The organism is Mycobacterium sp. TY815 (assembly GCF_030755135.1).
Taxonomy (GTDB): Bacteria; Actinomycetota; Actinomycetes; order Mycobacteriales; family Mycobacteriaceae; genus Mycobacterium.
Genome location: NZ_JAUFRX010000001.1, coordinates 1930561 through 1951564, shown reverse-complemented (window position 1 = coordinate 1951564; position 21004 = coordinate 1930561). Strand labels below are relative to the sequence as shown.

General features: G+C 70.0%; 20 protein-coding genes. 13 read left to right on the top strand and 7 right to left on the bottom strand.

The annotated features are described in order from the left end of the window. Positions 1 to 3 precede the first annotated feature (3 nt). From pgsA to QXK92_RS07955, 4 genes are read left to right on the top strand one after another with little or no spacing between them, the layout of a single operon-like run. Positions 4 to 675, top strand: a complete 672-nt coding sequence (gene pgsA / locus QXK92_RS07970; RefSeq protein WP_306241126.1) for a phosphatidylinositol phosphate synthase — start codon at positions 4 to 6, stop codon at positions 673 to 675. Then, positions 672 to 1622 (top strand): phosphatidylinositol mannoside acyltransferase, encoded by a 951-nt coding sequence (locus QXK92_RS07965; RefSeq protein ID WP_306241125.1) that lies wholly within the window; start codon positions 672 to 674, stop codon positions 1620 to 1622. Before pgsA ends, QXK92_RS07965 begins: the two co-directional genes overlap by 4 nt. Continuing rightward, positions 1622 to 2746, top strand: a complete 1125-nt coding sequence (locus QXK92_RS07960; protein ID WP_306241124.1) for a glycosyltransferase family 4 protein — start codon at positions 1622 to 1624, stop codon at positions 2744 to 2746. The genes QXK92_RS07965 and QXK92_RS07960 overlap by 1 nt, the downstream gene beginning before the upstream one ends. Next, entirely contained in the window at positions 2746 to 3771 is a 1026-nt protein-coding gene (locus QXK92_RS07955; protein ID WP_306241123.1) for an NUDIX domain-containing protein, read from the top strand. Before QXK92_RS07960 ends, QXK92_RS07955 begins: the two co-directional genes overlap by 1 nt. Before the next feature lie 66 nt (positions 3772 to 3837). Here the strand turns inward: QXK92_RS07955 and QXK92_RS07950 are convergent, their stop codons facing one another. After that, positions 3838 to 5547 carry a PE-PPE domain-containing protein gene (locus QXK92_RS07950; RefSeq protein ID WP_306241122.1) on the bottom strand — a complete coding sequence of 570 codons (1710 nt, stop codon included), beginning with the start codon at positions 5545 to 5547 and terminating at the stop codon, positions 3838 to 3840. A 207-nt stretch (positions 5548 to 5754) separates the two neighbouring features. Between QXK92_RS07950 and pdxS the strand changes: the two genes are divergently transcribed. Genes pdxS through pdxT form a run of 3 tightly spaced genes read left to right on the top strand, consistent with a single transcriptional unit; the run spans position 5755 to position 8076 of the window. Continuing rightward, positions 5755 to 6603 carry a pyridoxal 5'-phosphate synthase lyase subunit PdxS gene (gene pdxS, locus QXK92_RS07945; RefSeq protein ID WP_371934198.1) on the top strand — a complete coding sequence of 283 codons (849 nt, stop codon included), beginning with the start codon at positions 5755 to 5757 and terminating at the stop codon, positions 6601 to 6603. Between the two features lie 37 nt (positions 6604 to 6640). Continuing rightward, positions 6641 to 7486 (top strand): acyl-CoA thioesterase II, encoded by an 846-nt coding sequence (gene tesB, locus QXK92_RS07940; RefSeq protein WP_306241121.1) that lies wholly within the window; start codon positions 6641 to 6643, stop codon positions 7484 to 7486. Next, a complete protein-coding gene (pdxT, locus tag QXK92_RS07935) occupies positions 7483 to 8076 on the top strand; it encodes a pyridoxal 5'-phosphate synthase glutaminase subunit PdxT (RefSeq protein ID WP_306241120.1) in 594 nt (197 codons plus the stop codon). Before tesB ends, pdxT begins: the two co-directional genes overlap by 4 nt. On the opposite strand, the gene QXK92_RS07930 is transcribed toward pdxT, so the two are convergent. Next, positions 8073 to 9149: an alpha/beta fold hydrolase gene (locus QXK92_RS07930; protein ID WP_306241119.1), complete on the bottom strand. Its 1077-nt coding sequence runs from the start codon at positions 9147 to 9149 to the stop codon at positions 8073 to 8075. The genes pdxT and QXK92_RS07930 overlap by 4 nt on opposite strands. 261 nt (positions 9150 to 9410) lie before the next feature. On the opposite strand from QXK92_RS07930, the gene QXK92_RS07925 reads away from it, so the two are divergent. Beyond that, a complete protein-coding gene (locus tag QXK92_RS07925) occupies positions 9411 to 10166 on the top strand; it encodes a YebC/PmpR family DNA-binding transcriptional regulator (RefSeq protein WP_306241118.1) in 756 nt (251 codons plus the stop codon). Positions 10167 to 10435: 269 nt separating this feature from the next. Beyond that, positions 10436 to 14611, top strand: coding sequence for a PE family protein (locus tag QXK92_RS07920; RefSeq protein ID WP_306241117.1), 4176 nt, complete (start codon positions 10436 to 10438; stop codon positions 14609 to 14611). A 1-nt stretch (position 14612) separates the two neighbouring features. Here QXK92_RS07920 and QXK92_RS07915 read toward each other — a convergent pair whose 3' ends face one another. Genes QXK92_RS07915 through QXK92_RS07895 form a run of 5 tightly spaced genes read right to left on the bottom strand, consistent with a single transcriptional unit; the run spans position 14613 to position 18204 of the window. Then, complete coding sequence (locus QXK92_RS07915; protein ID WP_306241116.1) at positions 14613 to 16181, bottom strand: polyamine aminopropyltransferase; 1569 nt, start codon at positions 16179 to 16181, stop codon at positions 14613 to 14615. Then, positions 16178 to 16636: a DUF350 domain-containing protein gene (locus QXK92_RS07910; RefSeq protein ID WP_306241115.1), complete on the bottom strand. Its 459-nt coding sequence runs from the start codon at positions 16634 to 16636 to the stop codon at positions 16178 to 16180. The genes QXK92_RS07915 and QXK92_RS07910 overlap by 4 nt, the downstream gene beginning before the upstream one ends. 22 nt (positions 16637 to 16658) lie before the next feature. Next, positions 16659 to 17090 (bottom strand): DUF4247 domain-containing protein, encoded by a 432-nt coding sequence (locus QXK92_RS07905; protein WP_306241114.1) that lies wholly within the window; start codon positions 17088 to 17090, stop codon positions 16659 to 16661. Continuing rightward, on the bottom strand, positions 17087 to 17581 hold the full coding sequence (locus QXK92_RS07900) for a DUF2617 family protein (protein ID WP_306241113.1): 495 nt from the start codon (positions 17579 to 17581) through the stop codon (positions 17087 to 17089). Before QXK92_RS07900 ends, QXK92_RS07905 begins: the two co-directional genes overlap by 4 nt. Positions 17582 to 17586: 5 nt before the next feature. Further along, positions 17587 to 18204: a DUF4178 domain-containing protein gene (locus tag QXK92_RS07895; protein WP_306241112.1), complete on the bottom strand. Its 618-nt coding sequence runs from the start codon at positions 18202 to 18204 to the stop codon at positions 17587 to 17589. Positions 18205 to 18338: 134 nt separating this feature from the next. Here QXK92_RS07895 and ruvC point away from each other — a divergent pair, with 134 nt between their 5' ends. From ruvC to QXK92_RS07875, 4 genes are read left to right on the top strand one after another with little or no spacing between them, the layout of a single operon-like run. Further along, positions 18339 to 18893: a crossover junction endodeoxyribonuclease RuvC gene (ruvC, locus tag QXK92_RS07890; RefSeq protein WP_306244270.1), complete on the top strand. Its 555-nt coding sequence runs from the start codon at positions 18339 to 18341 to the stop codon at positions 18891 to 18893. Further along, complete coding sequence (gene ruvA / locus QXK92_RS07885; protein WP_306241111.1) at positions 18890 to 19483, top strand: Holliday junction branch migration protein RuvA; 594 nt, start codon at positions 18890 to 18892, stop codon at positions 19481 to 19483. The genes ruvC and ruvA overlap by 4 nt, the downstream gene beginning before the upstream one ends. Further along, a complete protein-coding gene (ruvB, locus tag QXK92_RS07880) occupies positions 19480 to 20523 on the top strand; it encodes a Holliday junction branch migration DNA helicase RuvB (protein WP_306241110.1) in 1044 nt (347 codons plus the stop codon). The genes ruvA and ruvB overlap by 4 nt, the downstream gene beginning before the upstream one ends. 10 nt (positions 20524 to 20533) lie before the next feature. Continuing rightward, positions 20534 to 20917, top strand: a complete 384-nt coding sequence (locus QXK92_RS07875; RefSeq protein WP_306241109.1) for a DUF1304 domain-containing protein — start codon at positions 20534 to 20536, stop codon at positions 20915 to 20917. The last annotated feature ends 87 nt before the right edge of the window (positions 20918 to 21004 follow it).

Below are 21004 nucleotides of genomic sequence, written 5' to 3'. Positions count from 1 at the left end.
CTCATGAGCAAATTGCCGTTCCTGTCCCGGGCGTTCTTCGCCCGCGCCACCGACCCGGTCGCCAGGGGCGCCTTGAAGGTCGGCCTGACCCCGGACCTCGTCACCGTCATCGGCACCGTCGGCTCGATGGCCGGCGCCCTGGTGTTCTTTCCGATGGGCAAGCTGTTCGTCGGCGGGTGTGTGGTGTGGTTCTTCACGCTGTTCGACATGGCTGACGGGGCGATGGCGCGCATCCGCGGCGGCGGCACGAGGTTCGGCGCGGTGCTGGACGCCACCTGCGACCGCATCAGCGACGGAGCGGTGTTCTGCGGACTGGCGTGGTGGATCGCCTTCCACATGCACGACATGCTCTTGACCGCGGCGACGTTGATCTGCCTGGTCACCTCGCAGGTCATCTCCTATATCAAGGCCCGGGCCGAAGCCAGCGGTCTGCGAGGTGACGGCGGGTTCATCGAGCGCCCCGAGCGGCTCATCATCGTGCTGGTCGGGGCCGGGGTTTCGGATTTCCCGTTCGTGCCCTGGCCGCCGGCGCTGCCGATCGCGATGTGGTTGCTGGCTGTGCTCAGCGTGGTCACCTGCGGGCAGCGCCTGTACGCGGTCCGCACCTCGCCCGGGGCCGTCGACCGTATCCCCATCCCAGGAAAGAACGAGATCCCAGGAAAGAACGAGCAGTGATTCCGCCATCAGTAGGCCTCAAACTGCCCGGCCGCCCCCGTGATCTGTTGACCGGCAAGGCCACCGACTGGGCCTATGCCACCGGATGGCGGGCTGTGCGGGTGCTGCCGGAGTTCGCCGCGCGCAACGCTTTTGAGGCCGGTGCCCGCTATGCGGCCCGCAACGGGGGGCCCGAGCAGCTACGCAAGAACCTGGCGCGCGTCACCGGGGTGCCGCCTGCGCGGGTTCCGGACTCGCTGATGCGCGCCTCGCTGGCGTCCTACGCGCGGTACTGGCGTGAGGCGTTTCGGCTGCCGACGATGGATCTGCAGGAGCTGACGCGCCAGCTCGACAGCGGTACCCACGGCCAGGACAATCTCAACGGCGGGCTGGCCGCTGGCCGCGGCGTGGTCTTGGCACTACCGCACAGCGGCAACTGGGACATGAACGGTGTCTGGCTGGCGCAGACCTACAGCACCTTCGCCACGGTGGCCGAGCGTCTCAAACCGGAATCGCTGTACCAGCGCTTCATCGACTACCGGGAGACCCTCGGATTCGAGGTCATTCCGCACTCCGGCGGGAAACGACCGCCGTTCGAGGTGCTCTGTGACCGGTTGCGCAGCAACCAAATCGTGGCTTTGATGGCCGAGCGCGACCTCACCCGCACCGGCGTCGAGGTCGAGTTCTTCGGCGAACCCACCCGGATGCCCGCCGGGCCGGCCAAGCTTGCGATCGAGACGGGCGCGGCGTTGCTGCCTTCGCACTGCTGGTTCTCCGGCGACGGCTGGGAATGCAAGATGCAGGAGCCCCTGGACTGCAGCAGCGGCGACGTCGGCGCCATCACCCAGGCGCTGGCCGATGAGTTCGCGCGCAATATCGCTGCCCATCCCGCAGACTGGCACATGCTGCAACCGCAGTGGCTGGCGGATCTGTCGGACGACCGGCAGGCCTGGTTGAAGGACGGCTGATGCGGATCGGGATGGTCTGCCCCTACTCGTTCGACGTGCCCGGCGGGGTGCAGTCGCACGTGTTGCAGCTGGCCGAGGTCATGATCGAGCGCGGACACCAGGTCAGCGTGCTGGCGCCGATGTCTCCGGAGACCTCACTGCCGGACTACGTCGTGTCCGCCGGCAAGGCCGTCCCGATTCCCTACAACGGGTCGGTGGCCCGGCTGCGGTTCGGCCCGGTCACCTATCGCAAGGTGAAGAAGTGGCTCGCCGAAGGCGATTTCGACGTGCTGCACCTGCACGAGCCGGGCGCTCCGAGCCTGTCCCTGCTGGCTCTGGACATCGCCGAAGGCCCGATCGTGGCGACGTTTCACACCTCGACCACCAAGTCGATGGCCATGTCGGTCCTGGGCGGCATGCTGCGCCCCAGGTTCGAAAAGATCGTCGGCCGGATCGCGGTGTCCGACCTGGCGCGGCGCTGGCAGATGGAGTCGGTGGGATCGGATGCGGTGGAGATCCCCAACGGCGTCGACGTCGGTTCCTTCGCGTCAGCACCACTCTTGGAGGGATATCCGCGGCCCGGCAAGACGGTGCTGTTCCTCGGGCGCTACGACGAGCCGCGTAAGGGCATGGCGACGCTGCTGGCCGCCATGCCTGCCGTCGTGCAGCGTTTTCCGGACGTGCAACTGCTTATCGTGGGCCGCGGTGATGAGGACGAATTACGTTCTCAAGCAACGGGATTCGTGGACCACCTGAAATTCCTGGGTCAGGTCGACGACGCCGGAAAGGCGTCGGCGATGCGCAGCGCCGACGTGTACTGCGCACCGAACACCGGCGGTGAGAGCTTCGGCATCGTCCTGGTGGAGGCCATGGCCGCCGGCACCGCCGTGGTGGCCAGTGATCTCGACGCGTTCCGGCGGGTGCTTCAGGACGGTGAACTCGGACGGCTCGTTCCGATCGAAGACGGAGATGCCCTGGCCGAGGCGTTGATCGCGGTGCTGCAGGACGACGCGCTGCGCGAGCGTTACGTCGCCGCGGGCAGTGAGGCGGTGCACCGCTACGACTGGTCGGTGGTGGCGAGCCAGATCATGCGGGTGTACGAGACGGTTGCCGGGTCGGGCGTGAAGGTCCAGGTGGCCAGCTGATGACGTGGCTGCTGTGGGCTCTGGCTGCCGGGCTGTTCGTGGTGCTGGTGGTGTTCGGCGCCTGGGGCTACCAGCGGGCCAACCGGCTGGACCGGCTCAACGTCCGCTACGACCTGTCCTGGCAGGCACTGGACAGCGCGCTGGCGCGGCGCGCGGTGGTGGCGCGCGCGGTCGCCATCGATGCCTACGGCGGCTCGCCGGAGGGACAACGGTTGGCGACGCTGGCCGATGTCGCCGAGCGGGCGCCGCGCGGCATGCGGGAGACCGCGGAGAACGAGCTGTCGGCCGCCCTGGCACTGGTCGACCCGGCGTCGGTGCCGGCGGCCCTGGTGGCCGAGCTGGCCGACGCCGAGGCACGGGTGTTGCTGGCTCGCCGGTTCCACAACGACGCGGTGCGCGACACCCTGGTGCTGGCCGAGCGCCGTATGGTGCGGTTGTTCCATCTGGGCGGAAGGGCGCCGCTGCCAACCTATTTCGAGATCGCCGAGCGGCCGCACGCGCAGCGGCATACCGGCGACAAGCTCAACCATCGCACCTCGGCGCGGGTGGTACTGCTCGATGAGTGCGGCGCGGTGTTGTTGTTGTGCGGGTCGGATCCCGCGATCGCCCATGCCCCGCGGTGGTGGTTCACCGTCGGCGGCGAAGTCAGGCCGGGGGAGCGGCTGGCCGAAGCGGCGGCCCGGGAGCTGGCGGAGGAGACCGGCCTGCAGGTCCCGCCGGCCGCGCTGGTCGGACCCGTCTGGCGGCGCGACGAGGTATTCGAGTTCAACGGTTCGATGATCGACAGCGAAGAGTTCTACCTCGTGCACCGCACCCGGCGTTTCGAGCCGGCGCTGGACGGCCGAACGGCGTTGGAACGCAGCTACATTCACGGCGCCCGGTGGTGCGGCCCGGCCGATATTGCCGAGTTGGTCGCCTCCGGTGAAATCGTGTACCCGCGGCAACTGGCGGAGCTGCTGCCCACCGCCAACGAGCTGGTCGACTCGGCCCCGCGCGACGCCGTCGTCCCGCAGTCCATCAGCTGAGGCCCCGTTCGCGCAGACTGCGAGCCCGGATTACGGCGCTCTGTAGTCAGTCCCGCGGCCGCCGCCTCACGGTAAGCGCAGCGGCCACCCGAGGCCGCTCAGCGCGTCGTCGACTCCTTGCACCGCGCCCTGCTGCAGCTGCGCGGCGAGCGCTGCCGGATCGATCTGCGGGAACAGCCCGAACGGCGCCGGCACATCCTGGTAGGCGGTGCGGTCGTAGCCCAGCTCGACGAGCACCCGCAGGTCCGGCTGGATCAGGTCGGCCAGCGGGTTGCCCACGAACGGCACGGCGCGCAGCGGGTTGAGCAGGGGCAGGTCGTGCGTCGGGATCAGGATGTACGTGGTGAGGCTGTCCGGGGACACCGGCTGCACGATGCCCGTCGCGAACTGGGCCGCTGACAGCGAGTACGAGGGGTGGATGTAGGCGAAGCCGGCCAGCGCGTTGGCCGTTGCCAGCAGATTGAGGGGGTAGCGCGGGAAGTCGGCGGCGCCGTCGTACTGGATCGCGTAATCGATGGTGGGGTAGACGTTGGCCGGCGTCGCGCCGTTGAACGTGAAGCCCATGAACGGTATCGACAGGCCCGGAAAGCGCGACAACAGGCCGCCGTCGGGCCGGTTGGGGTTGGCCACCAGCACGAAAGACAATTCGTCGGTCCCCGGGCGCAATGCCGCCGGCAGCGACTGCAGGTAGCGCATTTCCAGCGTCGCCACCGTGGAGCTCTGCGACAGGCCGAAGACCACGGTGTCTTTGCCCGCCGCGTGCAGGCTCATGATCGCGGCGTTCAGACGCTGCATGCCCTCGGCGATCGAGGCATCGAAGGTCAGGCTGGTCGGCCCGGTGAGTGGGAACATCTTCGACGGCGTCACCAGGAACTGCGCGTCGTAGGACGGATGGGTCGGGGTGATGAAGCTGTTCGCCAGCGTCTGGAAGCCTGACCAGGGCAGCGGGCTGGGCCCCGTCCCGCCCATCAGCAGGGCGGTTGTCGTCGGGCTGCCACCGCCCACCGGGTTGAGGTCGATGAGGTTGACGCCGATGTTGCCGTCGCCCGGAAGTCCGTACCCGATCAGCCGGTTACCCGTGTTGATCAGCCCGACGTTCCAGTTGCCCCGGTTCTGGACGCCGATGTTGCCGTCGCCGCGGTTTCCGATCCCGATGTTTCCGTTGCCGACGTTGTCGAACCCGATGTTGTTGGCGCCCTTGTTGCCCGAGCCCAGGTTGAAGGTGCCGTTGGCCCAGTCGATGCTCAGGCCCGGCAGCCCGGTGGCGGCATAGGCGCCGGCCAGCTGGGCGGCCACCTCCGACGCTTCGGCGTGATAGCCGGCCATGGCGGCGACGTCCTGGGCCCACATCTGCTCGTAGTGGGCCTCGGCGGCGGCGATCGCCGGGCTGTTCTGGCCGAACAGGTTGCCCGCCACCAGTGACACCAGTCCCGACCGGTTGGCGGCGACCATCGCGGGGTGCACGACGGCCGCCTGCGCGGTCTCGAACGCGGCCGCCGCCGCTCGCGCCTGTGCGGCCGTCTGGCCCGCCTGCGTCGCCGCCGTCGTTAACCACGTCACATACGGGGCCGCGGCGCGGGTCATCGCCAGCATCGCCGGGCCCTGCCAGGCACTGTCAACCAGCCCCGAGGTGACCGCGCTGAACGAGCGCGCCGCGGCCTCCAGCTCGGCTGCCAACCCGTCCCACGAGCCGGCCGCGGACAGCAAGGGCTGCAGCCCCGCACCTGCGAAGATGCGCGCCGACGTGAGTTCCGGCGGCAGAACAGCGAAATTCATCGCGAGGCTCCCCAACTCGCTGGCCAACAACGCGGAGCTTAAGGCAACGTGGGCCTTCGCTGCGGGTAAATCCGGTTGTCGGTCCCCTTTAGACTGGTGGTCACTTCCCGAAATTCAAGGAGCGTAGTGAACAGCCAGCAGAACGGCGCCCAGCCGGCTTTGAGCAAAACCGGGGCCCAAACCGGAACCGCGCGCGTCAAGCGCGGCATGGCAGAAATGCTCAAGGGCGGCGTCATCATGGACGTCGTCACTCCTGAGCAGGCCCGCATCGCCGAAGGCGCGGGTGCCGTCGCCGTCATGGCGCTGGAACGGGTGCCCGCCGATATCCGGGCCCAGGGCGGGGTGTCGCGGATGAGCGACCCCGACATGATCGAGGGCATCATCGACGCGGTGACCATTCCGGTCATGGCCAAGGCCCGCATCGGGCATTTCGTCGAGGCGCAGATCCTGCAGAGCCTCGGGGTGGACTACATCGACGAGTCCGAGGTGCTCACCCCGGCCGACTACATCCACCACATCGACAAGTGGAAGTTCACCGTGCCGTTCGTGTGTGGGGCCACCAACCTCGGAGAGGCGCTGCGGCGTATCGCCGAGGGCGCGGCGATGATCCGCTCCAAGGGTGAGGCCGGCACCGGCGACGTCTCCAATGCCACGACGCACATGCGCGCGATCGGTGGGGAGATCCGTCGGCTCACGTCGCTGTCCGAGGACGAATTGTTTGTCGCCGCAAAGGAATTACAGGCGCCCTACGATCTGGTGGTGGAGGTGGCCCGGGCCGGCAAGCTGCCGGTCACGTTGTTCACCGCCGGCGGTATCGCCACCCCCGCCGACGCCGCGATGATGATGCAGCTCGGCGCCGAAGGGGTGTTCGTCGGGTCCGGGATCTTCAAGGCCGGCGACCCGGAGCAGCGCGCCGCGGCGATCGTCAAGGCGACCACGTTCTTCGACGACCCGGATGTGCTGGCCAAGGTGTCACGCGGGCTGGGCGAGGCGATGGTCGGCATCAACGTGGAGGAGATCCCGCAGCCGCATCGCCTGGCACAACGCGGTTGGTGACGGGCGGCTGATGACGGGCGGCTGGTAAAAACAGTCCGTGGCGATCGAAGAGATCCTCGATCTCGAACAACTCGAGGTCAATATCTACCGCGGCAGCGTGTTCAGCCCCGAATCGGGATTCCTGCAGCGCACCTTCGGCGGGCACGTGGCCGGGCAGTCGCTGGTGTCGGCGGTGCGTACCGTCGACCCGCGCTACCAGGTGCATTCGCTGCACGGCTATTTCCTGCGGCCCGGGGACGCAAAGGAGCCCACGGTTTTCATCGTGGAGCGCACCCGAGACGGCGGATCGTTCGCCACCCGGCGGGTCAACGCGATCCAGCACGGCGAGATCATCTTCAGCATGGGGGCCTCCTTCCAGGTCGACCAGGAAGGCATCAACCACCAGGACGCCATGCCCGCGGCGCCGCCACCGGACGGGCTGCCGGGCCTGTCCTCGGTCAAGGTCTTCGATGACGCGGGTTTCAAGCAGTTCGAGGAATGGGACGTCTGCATCGTCCCCCGTGATCGCTTGAAACTGTTGCCCGGCAAGGCTTCTCAGCAGCAGGTATGGTTCCGGCATCGTGATCCGCTGCCTGACGACCCGGTCCTGCACATCTGCGCGCTGGCCTACATGAGCGATCTGACACTGCTGGGTTCGGCGCAGGTCACCCACATGGCCGAGCGCGAGCACCTGCAGGTGTCGTCACTGGACCACGCGATGTGGTTCATGCGGGCCTTCCGGGCTGACGAATGGCTGCTCTACGACCAGTCCTCGCCGTCCGCCAGTGGGGGCCGCTCGCTGTGCCAGGGCAAGATCTTCAACCAGAGCGGTGAGATGGTGGCCGCGGTGATGCAGGAGGGGCTGACCCGCTTCAAGCGCGGATACCAGCCGACCACCCCGTGAGTGCGCCGCTGGTCGGTGTGCTGGCGCTGCAGGGCGACACCCGCGAGCACCTGGCCGCGCTGCGCGAAGCCGGCGCCGAGGCCGTCACGGTGCGCCGCCGCGCCGAACTGGACGCCGTGGATGGGTTGGTGCTACCCGGCGGCGAGTCCACAGCGATGAGTCACCTGCTGCGTGACTTCGATCTGCTCGACCCGCTGCGGGCCCGGTTGGCCGAGGGGCTGCCCGCCTATGGGGCGTGTGCCGGAATGATTCTGCTGGCCAGCGAGATCCTGGACGCCGGCGCGGAGGGCCGGGCAGCGGTGCCCCTCAGCGGGATCGATATGACGGTGCGGCGCAACGCTTTCGGACGTCAGGTCGATTCGTTCGAGGGCGACATCCGGTTCGAGGGGCTGGACGGGACGGTGCGCGCGGTGTTCATCCGGGCGCCGTGGGTCGAGCGGATCGGCGCCGGTGTGCGGGTGCTCGCCGAGGCCGCGGGGCACCCCGTCGCGGTGCGCCAAGGTGCCGTGTTGGCGACGGCGTTCCATCCGGAGGTGACGGGCGACCGGCGGGTGCACCAGTTGTTCGTGGACATGGTCAGGAAGCGCTAGCTCCCCGATACGCCGGCGATGGGCAGGGCCAGCAGTTCGCGCAGATGCGCGGTGGTGGTCGTCGGGTCTTCCAGACTCCAGAAGTGGCCCGCGTCGACGAAACGGACCAGGACTTCGGCCGCGTGGGGGATGTGGTCGCGGGCGTCCACGTAGTACTCGCGGGGCTGGACGGTGCCTTCGTAGCTCTGTAGCACCATGACCGGGCATGTCCAGCGCTCGAGGAGTCGCGTTCGCCGGGCAATCCACTCCATGTGGAACGTGGTGGTGTTGAAGTAGCGCGGTACGGCCTTCTCGATGTCGGGGTAGCTGAATTCCTGGATCACCCGGAGCATTTCGTGGTCCGGCAGGTCGATGCGGCCTATCCACGCGTACACCAGGACGACGAACCGGGTCCGGTCGGCCATCAGTCCGGTGAACGGCGCATCCCGGAACATCGCGGCCTGCGGGGCCAGTGCCGGGTGGAAGTGGTAGAGGTGCTGCTCGCCGCGGCCGTACCGCAGCACGCGGTCGGGATGATTGGCGGCGATGAAGTCGCCCTGCACGCTGCCGCGGTCGTGGGCGATCAAGTTGAATCGGTCGACGCCGACGCGGTCCAGTGCGGCCACCAGTTGCTCGGCCGCCGCCTCGTGGCGGTAGTCGCCCTCGGCCTTGCTCGACTGTCCGTAGCCCTTGAGATCGAAGGCGATGCAACGGTATTCGCCGGCGAACGCCGCCATCTGGTGGTGCCACTGGTACCAGGAGTCGGGTAGGCCATGGAGAAAGACGACTATTTCGGAGTCGGCCGGCCCGGCTTCCACGTAGTGGAATCGGACAGTTTCGCCGTCCGTGCCGTCGACGTCGACGAACCGGTGGGTGAAGGTCACGTCGTCGAGTAGTTCGGTGGCGCCCTCGACGTCGGGGTCGCGCGGGGCCGGGACGCCCAGTCTCGCGAGCCGTTCCTCGACCAGGGAGGGATCGGCTCGGTAGGAGGCCAACGCCGGCACGATGCGCTCGGGCAACTCGGTGTAATGCGGCTTCGCGGAAAAAGTTGTCGAAAAGTTCGTCGAGATGGGCGTCGAAACAGTTGCGTTCATTGCGATCCTCAGGTCCTCACCAATGCTCAACAGGTTAATTTCACCGTACGTTGAAACTAGTTTCAACACAAGATGAAACTCTTCCGGATGTACGGCAGGGGTGGTCGACTGACGGCTGCGACCGCGTTCTCGGTGGGTTGAACTCATATCGGCGATCGCGCGCGACGTTCGCCGGCCGGCGCCGCGCTGGCGGACGGCGTCGCTGAGTGGCCACGTAGACTCTGAAGGCGACTTTTCCGGCGAAAGAGGTACGAGGCACCGATGAGCGGCCATTCCAAGTGGGCAACCACCAAGCACCAGAAGGCCGTGAAAGACGCGCGCCGTGGCAAGGAGTTCGCCCGGCTGATCAAGAACATCGAGGTCGCCGCCCGCACCGGCGGCGGCGACCCGGCGGGCAACCCGACGCTGTACGACGCCATCCAGAAGGCGAAGAAGACCTCGGTGCCCAACGACAACATCGAGCGGGCGCGCAAGCGCGGCGCGGGTGAGGAAGCCGGCGGCGCCGACTACCAGACGATCATGTACGAGGGCTACGGGCCCAACGGCGTCGCGGTTCTGGTCGAGTGCCTGACCGACAACCGCAACCGCGCGGCCAGCGAGGTGCGGGTGGCGATGACCCGCAACGGCGGCACCATGGCCGATCCCGGTTCGGTCGCCTACCTGTTCTCCCGCAAAGGCATGGTGACGTTGGAGAAGAACGGCCTCACCGAAGACGACGTGTTGACCGCCGTGCTCGAGGCCGGCGCCGAGGACGTCAACGACCTCGGCGACAGTTTCGAGGTCATCTCCGAGCCGACCGACCTGGTGGCCGTGCGAACCGCGCTGCAGGAGGCCGGCATCGACTACGAGTCGGCCGAGGCGAGCTTCCAGCCCTCCGTGAGTGTCCCGGTGGACGTCGAAGGTGCCCGCAAGGTGTTCAAACTGGTCGACGCGCTGGAGGACAGCGACGACGTGCAGAACGTGTGGACCAACGTCGATTTGTCCGACGAGGTGCTGGCCGCGCTCGACGAGGACTGAGCCCGGGTTAGCCGGAAGCAGGCCCCATAGACCTGCGGAGAAGCTGCTCGCCAGCCACGCGCGCGTGTGCACTCTGCACACCTTCGGAGGACCCCGCCCGCAACGCCGGCGTTTGACCGCGTTGCGGTGTTCTAGGGCGCTGTGCACATTGCCCTATTCAGCCCCGGGGCTCTGTGCAATTTGACTTTGCGGGTCCTGTCCGGCGCTCGTGATCATCTTCATCGGGATTCCCAATTTCTGTGTCGCCCGGGGGGATGAGAGGCAGTCCGATGGCTTTTTTGGTCGCTGATTCAGAATTGTTGAGCGCAGCAGCCGCCGACCTGTACGGAATCGGCACGGCGGTGGAGGCCGCCAACGCGGTCGCGCTGGCGCCGACGGTGGACTTGCTGGCCGCCGGCGCCGACGAAGTGTCCGCCGCCATCGCGGCCCTGTTCGGCACCCACGCCCAGCAGTATCAGGCGGCGAGCGCTCAGGCGGCGCTGTTCCACGAGCGTTTCGTCCAGCTCATGATCTCATCGAGCGGTACCTATGCCCTGGCCGAGGCGATCAACGCCAACCCGCTGCAGTCCGTCCAAGAGCAGGCACTGGGCGCGATCAACGCGCCCACGCGGTTGTTGTTCGGGCGCGCGCTGATCGGCGACGGGGCCAACGGAGCGCCGGGAACCGGTCAGGCAGGCGCGCCCGGGGGGCTTCTGTACGGCAATGGTGGCGCCGGCGGGTCCGGAGCGGCCGGACAATCCGGCGGCGCCGGTGGTGCGGGAGGGCTCATCGGCCACGGCGGTGCCGGCGGTGCCGGTGGCGCGGCGGCCACGCCGAACGGCGTGGCCGGCAGCGGTGGCAGTGGCGGTAGCGGCGGCTTGCTCTGGGGCAACGGCGGCGTCGGCGGCACCGGCGGACAGGCGGGTGCTCTCGGTGTCGCCGGCAACGGCGGTGGCGGCGGACACTCCTACCTGATTGGTGCTCCCGGGGCCGGAGGCGCCGGCGGAAACGCGCCCGGGGGAACGGCCGGGGCCGGAGGGGGTGGCGGTACCGCCGGATTGTTCGGACCCGGAGCCGTCGGTGGCGCCGGCGGGGAGGGACGGTTCGGCGGCGCCGGGGGCGCCGGGGGTGAAGGCGGCGCGTTCGGCAACGGCGGTGCGGGTGGGACGGGCGGTGCCGGTGTCGGTGGCCAAGGCGGCGCTGGCGGCGCCGGAGGCACGGCCGGTTGGTTCGGTGACGGCGGTGTGGGAGGTGCCGGTCAGGCTGGTGGTGCCGGAGGGCTCGGCGGTAACGCCCGGTTCCTGGGAATGGGTGGGGCCGGAGGGGCCGGCGGAGACGGTAGCGCCACGGGAACCCCACATGGTGGCACCGGCGGCAGCGGCGGCCTCGGCGGCATTCTCTACGGCAATGGTGGTGCCGGCGGCTTCGGGGGCAACGGGGCCGCGGGCGCCACTGGCTCAGCGGGAGAGTCCGGTTTGATCGGGGGAACTGGCGGCGCGGGTGGTGTGGGCGGCCGCGGTGGCGCGCTCATCGGCACCGGCGGAGCGGGCGGTCTCGGCGGTCACGGTGGCGACGGCGGTGCGGGCGGCAGCGGCGCCAGTCCGTCGGCCGCCGGCGCTCATGGCCAGTCCGGCGGCAACGGCGGCAACGGCGGCGCCGGCGGGACCGGTGGAGCGGGCGGCACTGGCGGCTGGCTGAACAGCCTGTTGACACCTACCGGCGGCGAAGGCGCGGGCGGTAGCGGCGGCAACGGTGGTAACGGCGGCATGCCGGGCAACGGCGGCAACGGTGCCAACGGCACCAACGGCGGGGCCGGCGGCAATGGCGGCGACGGCGGTAACCCGGGCTTCGGCGGGGCGGGCGGCGCCGGCGGGACGAGCGCCAAGGGTGGGGCCGGTCCGAACGGGCTGACGGGTAGCCGTCCCACCAGTGGCGGCGACGGCGGCCACGGGGGCAACGGTTCCGACGCGATCGGCACCAGTCAGGCCGGCGGCAACGGCGGGCGCGGCGGCAACGGCGGAACGTTCGGCAACGGCGGGGCGGGCGGCGATGGCGGCAGGGGCATGTCCGGCAATCCCGCCTTCTCCAGCGCGACCCCCGGCAACGGTGGCGACGGCGGCGCAGGTGGCGCGGGCGGCGCCGGCGGCAACGGGGGAGCGGCCGCCGGCAACGGTGGCGCCGGTGGTGCGGGCGGCCTGGGTGGCCGGGGCGCGGACGGCGGCAACGGTTTCGACGGCTTCGACGGGTTCAGCCCCGGTGCAAACGGAGGCAACGGCGCCAGCGGCGGAAACGGCGGCCACGGCGGCGCCGGCGGCGCCGGTGGCGCCGGCGGCAGCGCGCCCGCCGGCAAAGCCGGTGCGCACGGCGTGGGCGGAGCCGGCGGCGATGGCGGTAACGGCGGAACACCTGGTGACGGCGGTCACGGCCGCGACGGCACGATCAGCGTCAATGGCGGTGTCGGCGGCCGGGGAGGTGACGGTGGCAACCCGGGTTACGGCGGGGCAGGTGGCGCCGGCGGCAGCAGCGGTGGCGGCACCTTCGCCGCCGGCGGCAAGGCCGGAAGCGCACCCACCAGCGGCGGAAACGGGGGCAACGGCGGCAGGGGTGCCGACGCGCCCGCCGCCGGCCTCAGCGGCGCCGCCGGCGGCGCGGGAGGCAACGCCGGATCGGTCGGCAACGGCGGCAACGGGGGCACCGGCGGATCCGGTGGAGTGGGCAATTCAGGCATTCCGGTCGCCGGCGCCGGACTGAACGGCGGCGACGGCGGGACCGGTGGGACCGGCGGAGCGGGCGGCGCCGGCGGCAAGGGCGGCAGCGTCGCCGGCAAGGGCGGAAACGGGGGGACCGGCGGTATCGGTGGCAATGGCGGGAACGCCGCCAGCGGCACCAACGGCCTCGACAACTCGGCCAACTCGAACGGAGCCGCGGGTGGCGACGGTGGGGACGGCGGCGTCGGCGGACAAGGCGGGCAGGGCGGAAAGGGCGGCGCGGCGGGCACCGGTAAGGACGGCAACGGTGTCGCGGGCACCGGTGGGGCCGGCGGCAAGGGCGGCAACGGCGGCAACGCAGGAAACGGCGGAAACGGCGCCAGGGGCACCTTCACCGGCGGCGATGGCACCGGCGGAGCGGGCGGCAATGGTGGGGACCGCGGGGCGGGCGGTACCGGCGGCGCAGGAGGTGCCGGTGGCGGCCCCGGTGCAAGCGCCGGCGGCGCCGGGGGGTCCGGCAGTTTCGGTACCAGCGGTGGGGACGGTGGCAAGGGCGGCAACGGTGCCGACGCCGTCACCGGGACCGGCGGCAACGGTGGAGCCGGTGGCAACGCGGGCATCGTCGGGAACGGCGGCGACGGCGGAACGGGCGGCAGGGGTGGCATCGGTACCAACGTGACTGCCACCGCGGCGACGGGCGGCACCGGCGGGAGCGGCGGCAAGGGCGGCGCCGGCGGCAACGGCGGACTGTTCGGCGGTGACGGCGGCGACGGTGGTGCCGGCGGGGTCGGCGGCAAGGGTGGCCAGGGCGGACAGGGTACGACCGGCGGTAACGGCGCTGACCGGGGTCCCGGTGGCGGCGACGGTGGCATTGCCGACAACGGCGGTACCGGGGGCAGAGGCGGGCAGGGCGGTACCGGCGGAGAAGGCGGCGCAGCCGGCAAGGGCAGTTTCATCGGTAACGGCAAAGACGGCGCCATCGGCATGGGTGGCGCCGGCGGCCAGGGCGGGACCGGTGGCACCGGCGGCACCGGGGGCACCGGCGGCGACGGGGGCGAGTCCACCGCAGGCCGGCCCCAGGCCGGTCAGGGCGGCCGGGGAGGTGACGGTGGCGAGGGCGGTGCCGCCGGAGCAGGCGGAATCGGTGGCGGGTCGGGCGCGAACCAGGGCGCTACGGGCGGAGCCGGTATTCAGGGCAACGGCGGCCAGGGCGGCAACGGCGGCAGCGGCGGCAACGGCGACGTGGGTGGCGTCATCAACCCCGCCGGCGGACAGGGCGGTAACGGTGGCAATGGCGGAACCGGAGCCAACGGTGGCAACGCCGGCGCCGGTGGTCGCGGCGGTGATGGCGGCACCGGTATCAACGCCGACGGTGCGCGCGGTGGCACCGGCGGTGTCGGCGGCACCGGCCTGCAGGGCTTCGGCGGCAGGGGCGGTAACGGAGGCGACAGCGGCAACGGCGGGGACGCGTCTGTCGCGTTCGATGCAGGTGACGGTGGCATCGGCGGCAACGCCGGAGGCGGGGGCAAGGGGAGTTTGCCCGGCCTCGGCGGAGCGGGCGGCAACGGTGGGCGCGGCGGCAACGGCGGCAACGGCATCGGTGTGCCGCTCGGCTCCGGCGTCGGCGGCAAGGGCGGTGGCGGAGGCGCCGGCGGCTTCAGTGGCGACGGAGAGTTCCCGGGCCAGGCAGAAGCCGGAGGGCTGCCGAATGGGACCACTGGCGGTCAGGGCGGCGCCGGTGGCGGGGGCGCCAGCTGAGTCAGTCGTATCCGCGCCGCATGTCGTCGACGATCCGCGGGTTTTCCAGTGTCGACGGCTCCACCGGACGCGGCCGTACGTCCTCGGAGAACACTGTGGCGGCGTCCAGCACGTGCTGGTCGAGGTAGCGCAGTGGCGGGACGTCTCGCGGGAGCGCCGCCACGGGAGCGGCATCACCGCGGCGGGCCAGGACGAATCCCCAGTCGCCGAAGGTGGGCACGTAGACGTGGTAGGGCGTGACCGCGTAGCCGCCGGAATGGATCGTCGAGACGGTGCGCCAGAACGCCGTGCGCGTCGAGAAGGGGCTGCCTGCCTGCACCACCAGCAGCCCGCCGGGGGACAGCACCCGCCCGACCAGCGCATAGAACTCGGTCGAATAGAGGCGCCCGAGCACCGGGGTGTCCGGATCGGGCAGATCGACGATTACCGCGTCGAAGCGGTCGGACCGGCCGCCCCGCAGCCAGGTCATCGCGTCGTCGATCACCACCTGCACCCGTGGGTTGTCCAGCGACCCGCCGTTGGCGTCGCGCATGGTGGTGCGCGCCAGTTCGACGACCGCCGGGTCCAGCTCCACCTGGACGATCCGCTGCAGACCCGGCAGGCGCAGCAGCTCGCGCGCCGCCAGCCCGTCGCCGCCGCCGAGCACCAGCACCGAGCGGGTGCCGGCCCCGAGCGCCGGGTAGACCAGGCTCTCGGTGTAGCGGTATTCGTCGCGGGTGGAGAACTGCAGGTCGCCGTCCAGATACAGGCGCATATCGCTGTCGCGGCGGGTGACCACGATGTCCTGGTACGCCGAGTGCCGGTGGGCGATGATCGGGTCGGCGTAGAGCTGTTGGCGGGTGGAGACCTCGATGTCCTGCGCGCGGATCAGCAGCGTCACCAGTACGGCCAACGCCGCAGCCAGCGCCGTCAGCGCCGCCGCCAACTGCCGCGCCGAGCCGACGCGGCGGAGCAGGAAAACGGCGACGATCGCCGCTGCCGCCAGGTTGATGATGCCGGTGGCCGCCGCGCCGCGGATCATCCCCAGATGCGGAAGCAGCAGGAAGGGCCATGCCAGGCCGCCCACCAGTGCGCCCAGGTAGTCGGCCGCGTTCAGATTGGCCAGCGTGCGACCGGTGTCGGTGGCCAGATCGGTGGGGCCTGATGCCCGTCCGCGCTGCAACAGCGTCATCAGCAGCGGCACTTCGGCACCCACCAGGCACCCGATCAGCCCGGTGCTGACGGCCAGCACCAACGTCGAGCCGTCGACGAAGGCGAAGGCGATGTACAGGGCTGCGGCGGACAGGCCGCCGACGATGCCGAGCAGCACCTCCACTGCGATGAAAGTGATCGCAGCGCGCGCCAACAACGGCTTGATCAGCAGCGCGCCCAGCCCGAGTGCGGCGATATACCCTGCCACGATCAGCGACGTCGCCACGATGCCGCCGCCGTTCAGGCTGGTCGAGAGTGTCAGCATCGCCAGCTCGTAGACGATCCCGCAGGCCGCGCACGCCGCCACGGCGGCCAGCAGGACTGCGCGCCACCGGCCCAGTGACGGCGAGACGGGTTCGGCCGCAGCGGTCGTCGTCATAACAACGCGGCCGCGTTGACCCCTCCCACCGCCAGCAGCATCGCCGCTGTGGCGAAGGCCGCCGGATGCAGCTGAGGTTCCTGGACATGTTCGTGGAAGTTGCCCGGCACCGCGACCCGCAATATGACCAGAGCCAGTCCCTGCAGGATGACGCCGATGCCGCCGTAGATCGCCACACCGAGCAGGCCCTCGCCCAGCTGATTGGAGCTGGTGGAGATGGCCGCGATGATCACCGTGCCCAGAGCCGCGTACATCGCGGTAGCCAGGATGGCGGCGTTGGGCCGGCGCTCGATGAACACCAGCCGACGCAGATTTCCCGGTGTCAGGACGTCGACCATCACGAACCCTGCGATGAGCACGACGACGCCGACCGCGAAGTAGAGGACGGTGGCGACGGCCCCGTGCAGGATCGGATCGACGCTGACGCTGCCGAACTCCACCGCGCTGTTGTACATGACAGTCCTCCTTCGCGATTACCTACTTGACGCCACCCGGCCCACCGGGTCTGCCGCCCGAGCCGCCAGACGGGGATCCGGGGGTGAACCCGGGGCCGAGGAAGACATAGGAGCCGTGGCTGTAACCGGCGCCCAGGTCTTCAACCCGGATGCTGCAGGGGCGCGTGCCGTCGGGTCCGATCACCACTATGTGGTCGCGGTACCGCAGATATTCGGTGCCGCCACTGGACGCCCGCGCCGCGGGGGTTTTGTAGTGGGCCAGCGTGTCGGCAACCTGCCTGGGTGATCCCGAGCAGATGTAGCGACGTGCATTGGCGTCGTGCACGTATTCCTGATAGTGGTCGGCGATGTAGGAGCCGACGTCGCGGTTGACCAGCACCAGCCCGACGCCCAGGAATGCGCTCCCGGCGACGGCCAGCCCGAATGCGAGCAGCAGCAGTCGGTTGCGGCTCACGGATGCCACCGGCTTGCCGTGTAGACCACCGTCCCCCCCGCGCCGGTGGGGTAGAGGTGCCAGGTCCGCCACTGCCAGCCGTCGCCGTCGGGCTCGGCGCCCAGGGCGGTCAGTGCGGCATCGTCGCCCGGGAACACGCCGCCCAGCCAGCCGGGTTCGCGGGCACACCGTTGCCGCAAGTCCCTGGCCAGCGCGCGGAACGCGGCTTCGTTATGCGTCGTGCTGTGTGATTCCAGGTGATAGCCCGGCGCCTCCGATCGGGCGGGCAGACCGTCCCCCGCGGCGCAGGAGACCTGTTCGGAGAACTCGCCCATGCCGTGTTGCACGGTGACGACATGCGAGGCGCCCAGGACGCCGAGCACCAGGGCGCCGCCGCGGGGGTGCTCCAGCCGGTAGCTGGCCAGGGTGGGCGGCGCCGCCGCGTTGAGCACCAACGCCAGTCGGGCTCCGGACACATCGGCCGGAGCCACCGCCAGGTGGTGAAGCGGCACCTCGATCAGCCCGCGGGCGCGGGGTAGACGGTCATTTCCCCGGTGCGCACGGTCTTGCCGGTGGATATCTCCCACGGCATGTCCGGGGCCCACCGCTCGAAGGAGAGCAGCGCTGCATTGTCGGCGCTCGCGTAGTCGACGTAATCCATCTCGCCGCCGGGCGGGAGGCCGGTGGTGCCCTCGGTTGTGTAACCGGCGTGACCGCGCTCCACTTCATGCAGAGCGGTGCCGTCGACCGTGTGCGGCCCGCCGGGTTGCAGGTCGAGGTCAGTACGTTTGAACCACATCGCCAGCTCGAGTCGGCCGTCGTCCTCCTCGACGCTGAACCAGATCGGCTCGCTGCTGGTTTCCGGTCCACCTTCGAGCAGGTGTTCCCACCACACGAACGGGCCTTCGCGGTAGGTGACCGATCCGCGCACCACATAGTCGACGCCGCCGTAGCTGACGATGGCACCGGGGCCGAGCTGGCGGGGACCGTATTCGTGCGGCGTGGCGAACGCGAGTGGGTCCTGCCGGGGTGCGGGCGTCTTGGGCGTTTTGGGCTTCTTCTTGAGGGCGTAGACGAGAACCAGAAGCGATGCGATGAACAGCGCCATCGCTATCACGATCAGTTGTGCTCCCACGCGAACCCTTCCGTAGTGCGCATAACGTAACTCACGCCCCCAGCGCGTGTCCCTCATCGGTGATGTCGCATCCAGCGGCTACGCTATCGAACAGCTGTTCGGAACTTCGGCTGACGATGACGTGGGGAGCTACGGTGCGGGTGATGGGCGTCGACCCCGGCTTGACACGGTGCGGGTTGTCGCTGGTGGAAAGCGGGCGAGGGCGGCAGATCACCGCGCTGGACGTCGACGTGGTGCGCACTCCGTCGGGCGAGCCGCTGCACCGGCGGTTGCTGGCCATCAGTGACGCCGTCGATCACTGGCTCGATACCCACCACCCGGATGTGCTTGCCATCGAGCGGGTGTTCTCGCAGCTGAATGTCAGCACGGTGATGGGTACGGCGCAGGCCGGCGGGGTGATTGCGCTGGCGGCCGCCAAACGCGGCATCGACGTCCACTTCCATACGCCGAGCGAGGTTAAGGCGGCGGTCACCGGCAATGGCAACGCTGATAAGGCGCAGGTCACCGCGATGGTCACCAGAATCCTTGCGCTACAGGCCAAACCGACCCCGGCCGACGCCGCCGACGCGCTGGCGCTGGCGATCTGTCACTGCTGGCGGGCGCCGATGCTGACTCGGATGGCCGCTGCCGAGGCGCAGGCCGCGCAGCAGCGCAGCAAGTATCTGGCCAAGTTGAAGGCGGCCCGATGATCGCCTCGGTGCGCGGTGAGGTGCTGGAGGTGGCGCTGGACCACGTCGTGATCGAGGCCGCGGGGGTCGGATACCGGGTCAATGCGACGCCGTCGACGCTGGCCACGCTGCGGTCGGGCAGCGAGGCGCGGCTGATCACGGCGATGATTGTGCGCGAGGATTCGATGACGCTGTACGGGTTCTGCGACGCGGAGACCCGCGACCTGTTCCAGACGCTGTTGTCGGTCTCGGGCGTCGGGCCGCGGCTGGCGATGGCGACCCTGGCCGTGCACGATGCGACGGCGCTGCGCCAGGCCCTGGCAGACGGCGACGTCACCGCGCTCTGCCGGGTGCCCGGCATCGGCAAGCGCAGTGCCGAGCGGATGGTGCTGGAACTGCGCGACAAGGTGGGCCTGGTCACCGGGTCCGGCGCCGCACCGGCGGTGAACGGTCACGCCGTGCGTGCCCCGGTGGTGGAGGCGCTGGTCGGCCTGGGGTTTGCGGCCAAGCAGGCCGAAGACGCCACCGACAAGGTGCTCGCCGCCGATCGTGAGGCGTCGACGTCGACGGCCCTGCGGGCCGCGTTGTCGCTGCTGGGCAAGGCGAAATGAACGATCCCGAAGACTTCGACGAGCGCGACGTGTCACCGGCCCTGGCGGTCGGCGAAGGCGACATCGACGGCAGCCTGCGGCCCCGCTCGCTGCAGGAGTTCATCGGTCAGCCGCGGGTACGTGAGCAGCTGCAACTGGTTATCGAGGGAGCCAAGAACCGCGGCGGCACCCCGGACCACATTCTGCTGTCCGGGCCGCCCGGCCTGGGCAAGACGTCGTTGGCCATGATCATCGCCGCAGAACTCGGGTCCTCACTGCGGGTGACGTCGGGGCCGGCGCTGGAACGCGCCGGCGACCTGGCCGCCATGCTGTCCAACCTGGTGGAACACGACGTGCTGTTCATCGATGAGATCCACCGCATTGCCCGGCCCGCCGAGGAGATGCTGTATCTGGCGATGGAGGACTTCCGGGTCGACGTGGTCGTCGGCAAAGGCCCGGGCGCGACGTCGATTCCGCTGGAGGTGGCGCCGTTCACGCTGGTCGGGGCGACCACGCGGTCCGGCGCTCTGACCGGCCCCCTGCGCGACCGCTTCGGCTTCACCGCGCATATGGACTTCTATGAGCCGTCCGAACTGGAGCGGGTGCTGGCTCGCTCCGCCCGGATCCTGGGTATCGAGTTGGGTGCCGAGGCGGGGGCGGAGATCGCGCGCCGCTCGCGGGGCACACCGCGGATCGCCAACCGGTTGCTGCGCCGGGTGCGGGACTACGCCGAGGTGCGCGCCGACGGCATCATCACCCGGGACGTTGCGAAATTCGCGCTGCAGGTCTACGACGTCGACGAGTTGGGGTTGGACCGGCTGGACCGGGCGGTGCTGTCGGCGTTGACCCGCAGTTTCGGCGGCGGTCCGGTGGGGGTGTCGACGCTGGCGGTGGCGGTGGGGGAAGAGGCTGCGACGGTGGAAGAGGTGTGCGAGCCTTTCCTGGTGCGCGCCGGTATGGTCGCGCGCACGCCGCGAGGCCGGGTGGCCACGGCGTTGGCCTGGACACATCTGGGCATGACGCCGCCGGCCGGGGTCTCGCAGCCCGGGCTTTTCGACTAGGAGAACGCAGATGGTCACCGCCGCTTTGATTTTCGCCGCGCTGGCCGCGGTCCTGCACGTCTACATCTTCACCATGGAGTCGCTGACGTGGACCTCCAAGCGCACCCGTGCCACCTTCGGCACCACGGCGGAGGAAGCCGAGACCACCAAGCTGCTGGCGTTCAACCAGGGTTTCTACAACCTGTTCCTGGCCATCGTCTCCGGGATCGGTATCGCCGCGATGTTCGCCGGTCACCGTGACGTCGGGGCGGCGCTGGTTTTCGCCGGCGTCGGATCGATGGCAGCGGCCGCGGTGGTGTTGCTGCTCTCGGCGCGAGACAAGGCACGGGCGGCGGTGACGCAGGGCCTGTTCCCGGTGATCGCGGTTGCGCTGCTGCTGATCGGGCTCCGGTAGTCGCTCACCTCGGACGGGCGCTCACGGCGGCGATCAGGCACTTTCTTCGCCACCAGGACACGCTGAGCGGCATGCTTCAACGTCTCC

Bases quoted from the DNA above. Each gene is read 5' to 3' on its own strand.
- pgsA (WP_306241126.1), top strand. From the start codon at position 4: ATGAGCAAATTGCCGTTCCTGTCCCGGGCGTTCTTCGCCCGCGCCACC.
- QXK92_RS07960 (WP_306241124.1), top strand. From the start codon at position 1,622: ATGCGGATCGGGATGGTCTGCCCCTACTCGTTCGACGTGCCCGGCGGG.
- QXK92_RS07955 (WP_306241123.1), top strand. From the start codon at position 2,746: ATGACGTGGCTGCTGTGGGCTCTGGCTGCCGGGCTGTTCGTGGTGCTG.
- QXK92_RS07950 (WP_306241122.1), bottom strand. From the start codon at position 5,547: ATGAATTTCGCTGTTCTGCCGCCGGAACTCACGTCGGCGCGCATCTTC.
- pdxS (WP_371934198.1), top strand. From the start codon at position 5,755: ATGGCAGAAATGCTCAAGGGCGGCGTCATCATGGACGTCGTCACTCCT.
- QXK92_RS07930 (WP_306241119.1), bottom strand. From the start codon at position 9,149: ATGAACGCAACTGTTTCGACGCCCATCTCGACGAACTTTTCGACAACT.
- QXK92_RS07925 (WP_306241118.1), top strand. From the start codon at position 9,411: ATGAGCGGCCATTCCAAGTGGGCAACCACCAAGCACCAGAAGGCCGTG.
- QXK92_RS07920 (WP_306241117.1), top strand. From the start codon at position 10,436: ATGGCTTTTTTGGTCGCTGATTCAGAATTGTTGAGCGCAGCAGCCGCC.
- QXK92_RS07915 (WP_306241116.1), bottom strand. From the start codon at position 16,181: ATGACGACGACCGCTGCGGCCGAACCCGTCTCGCCGTCACTGGGCCGG.
- QXK92_RS07910 (WP_306241115.1), bottom strand. From the start codon at position 16,636: ATGTACAACAGCGCGGTGGAGTTCGGCAGCGTCAGCGTCGATCCGATC.
- ruvA (WP_306241111.1), top strand. From the start codon at position 18,890: ATGATCGCCTCGGTGCGCGGTGAGGTGCTGGAGGTGGCGCTGGACCAC.
- ruvB (WP_306241110.1), top strand. From the start codon at position 19,480: ATGAACGATCCCGAAGACTTCGACGAGCGCGACGTGTCACCGGCCCTG.
- QXK92_RS07875 (WP_306241109.1), top strand. From the start codon at position 20,534: ATGGTCACCGCCGCTTTGATTTTCGCCGCGCTGGCCGCGGTCCTGCAC.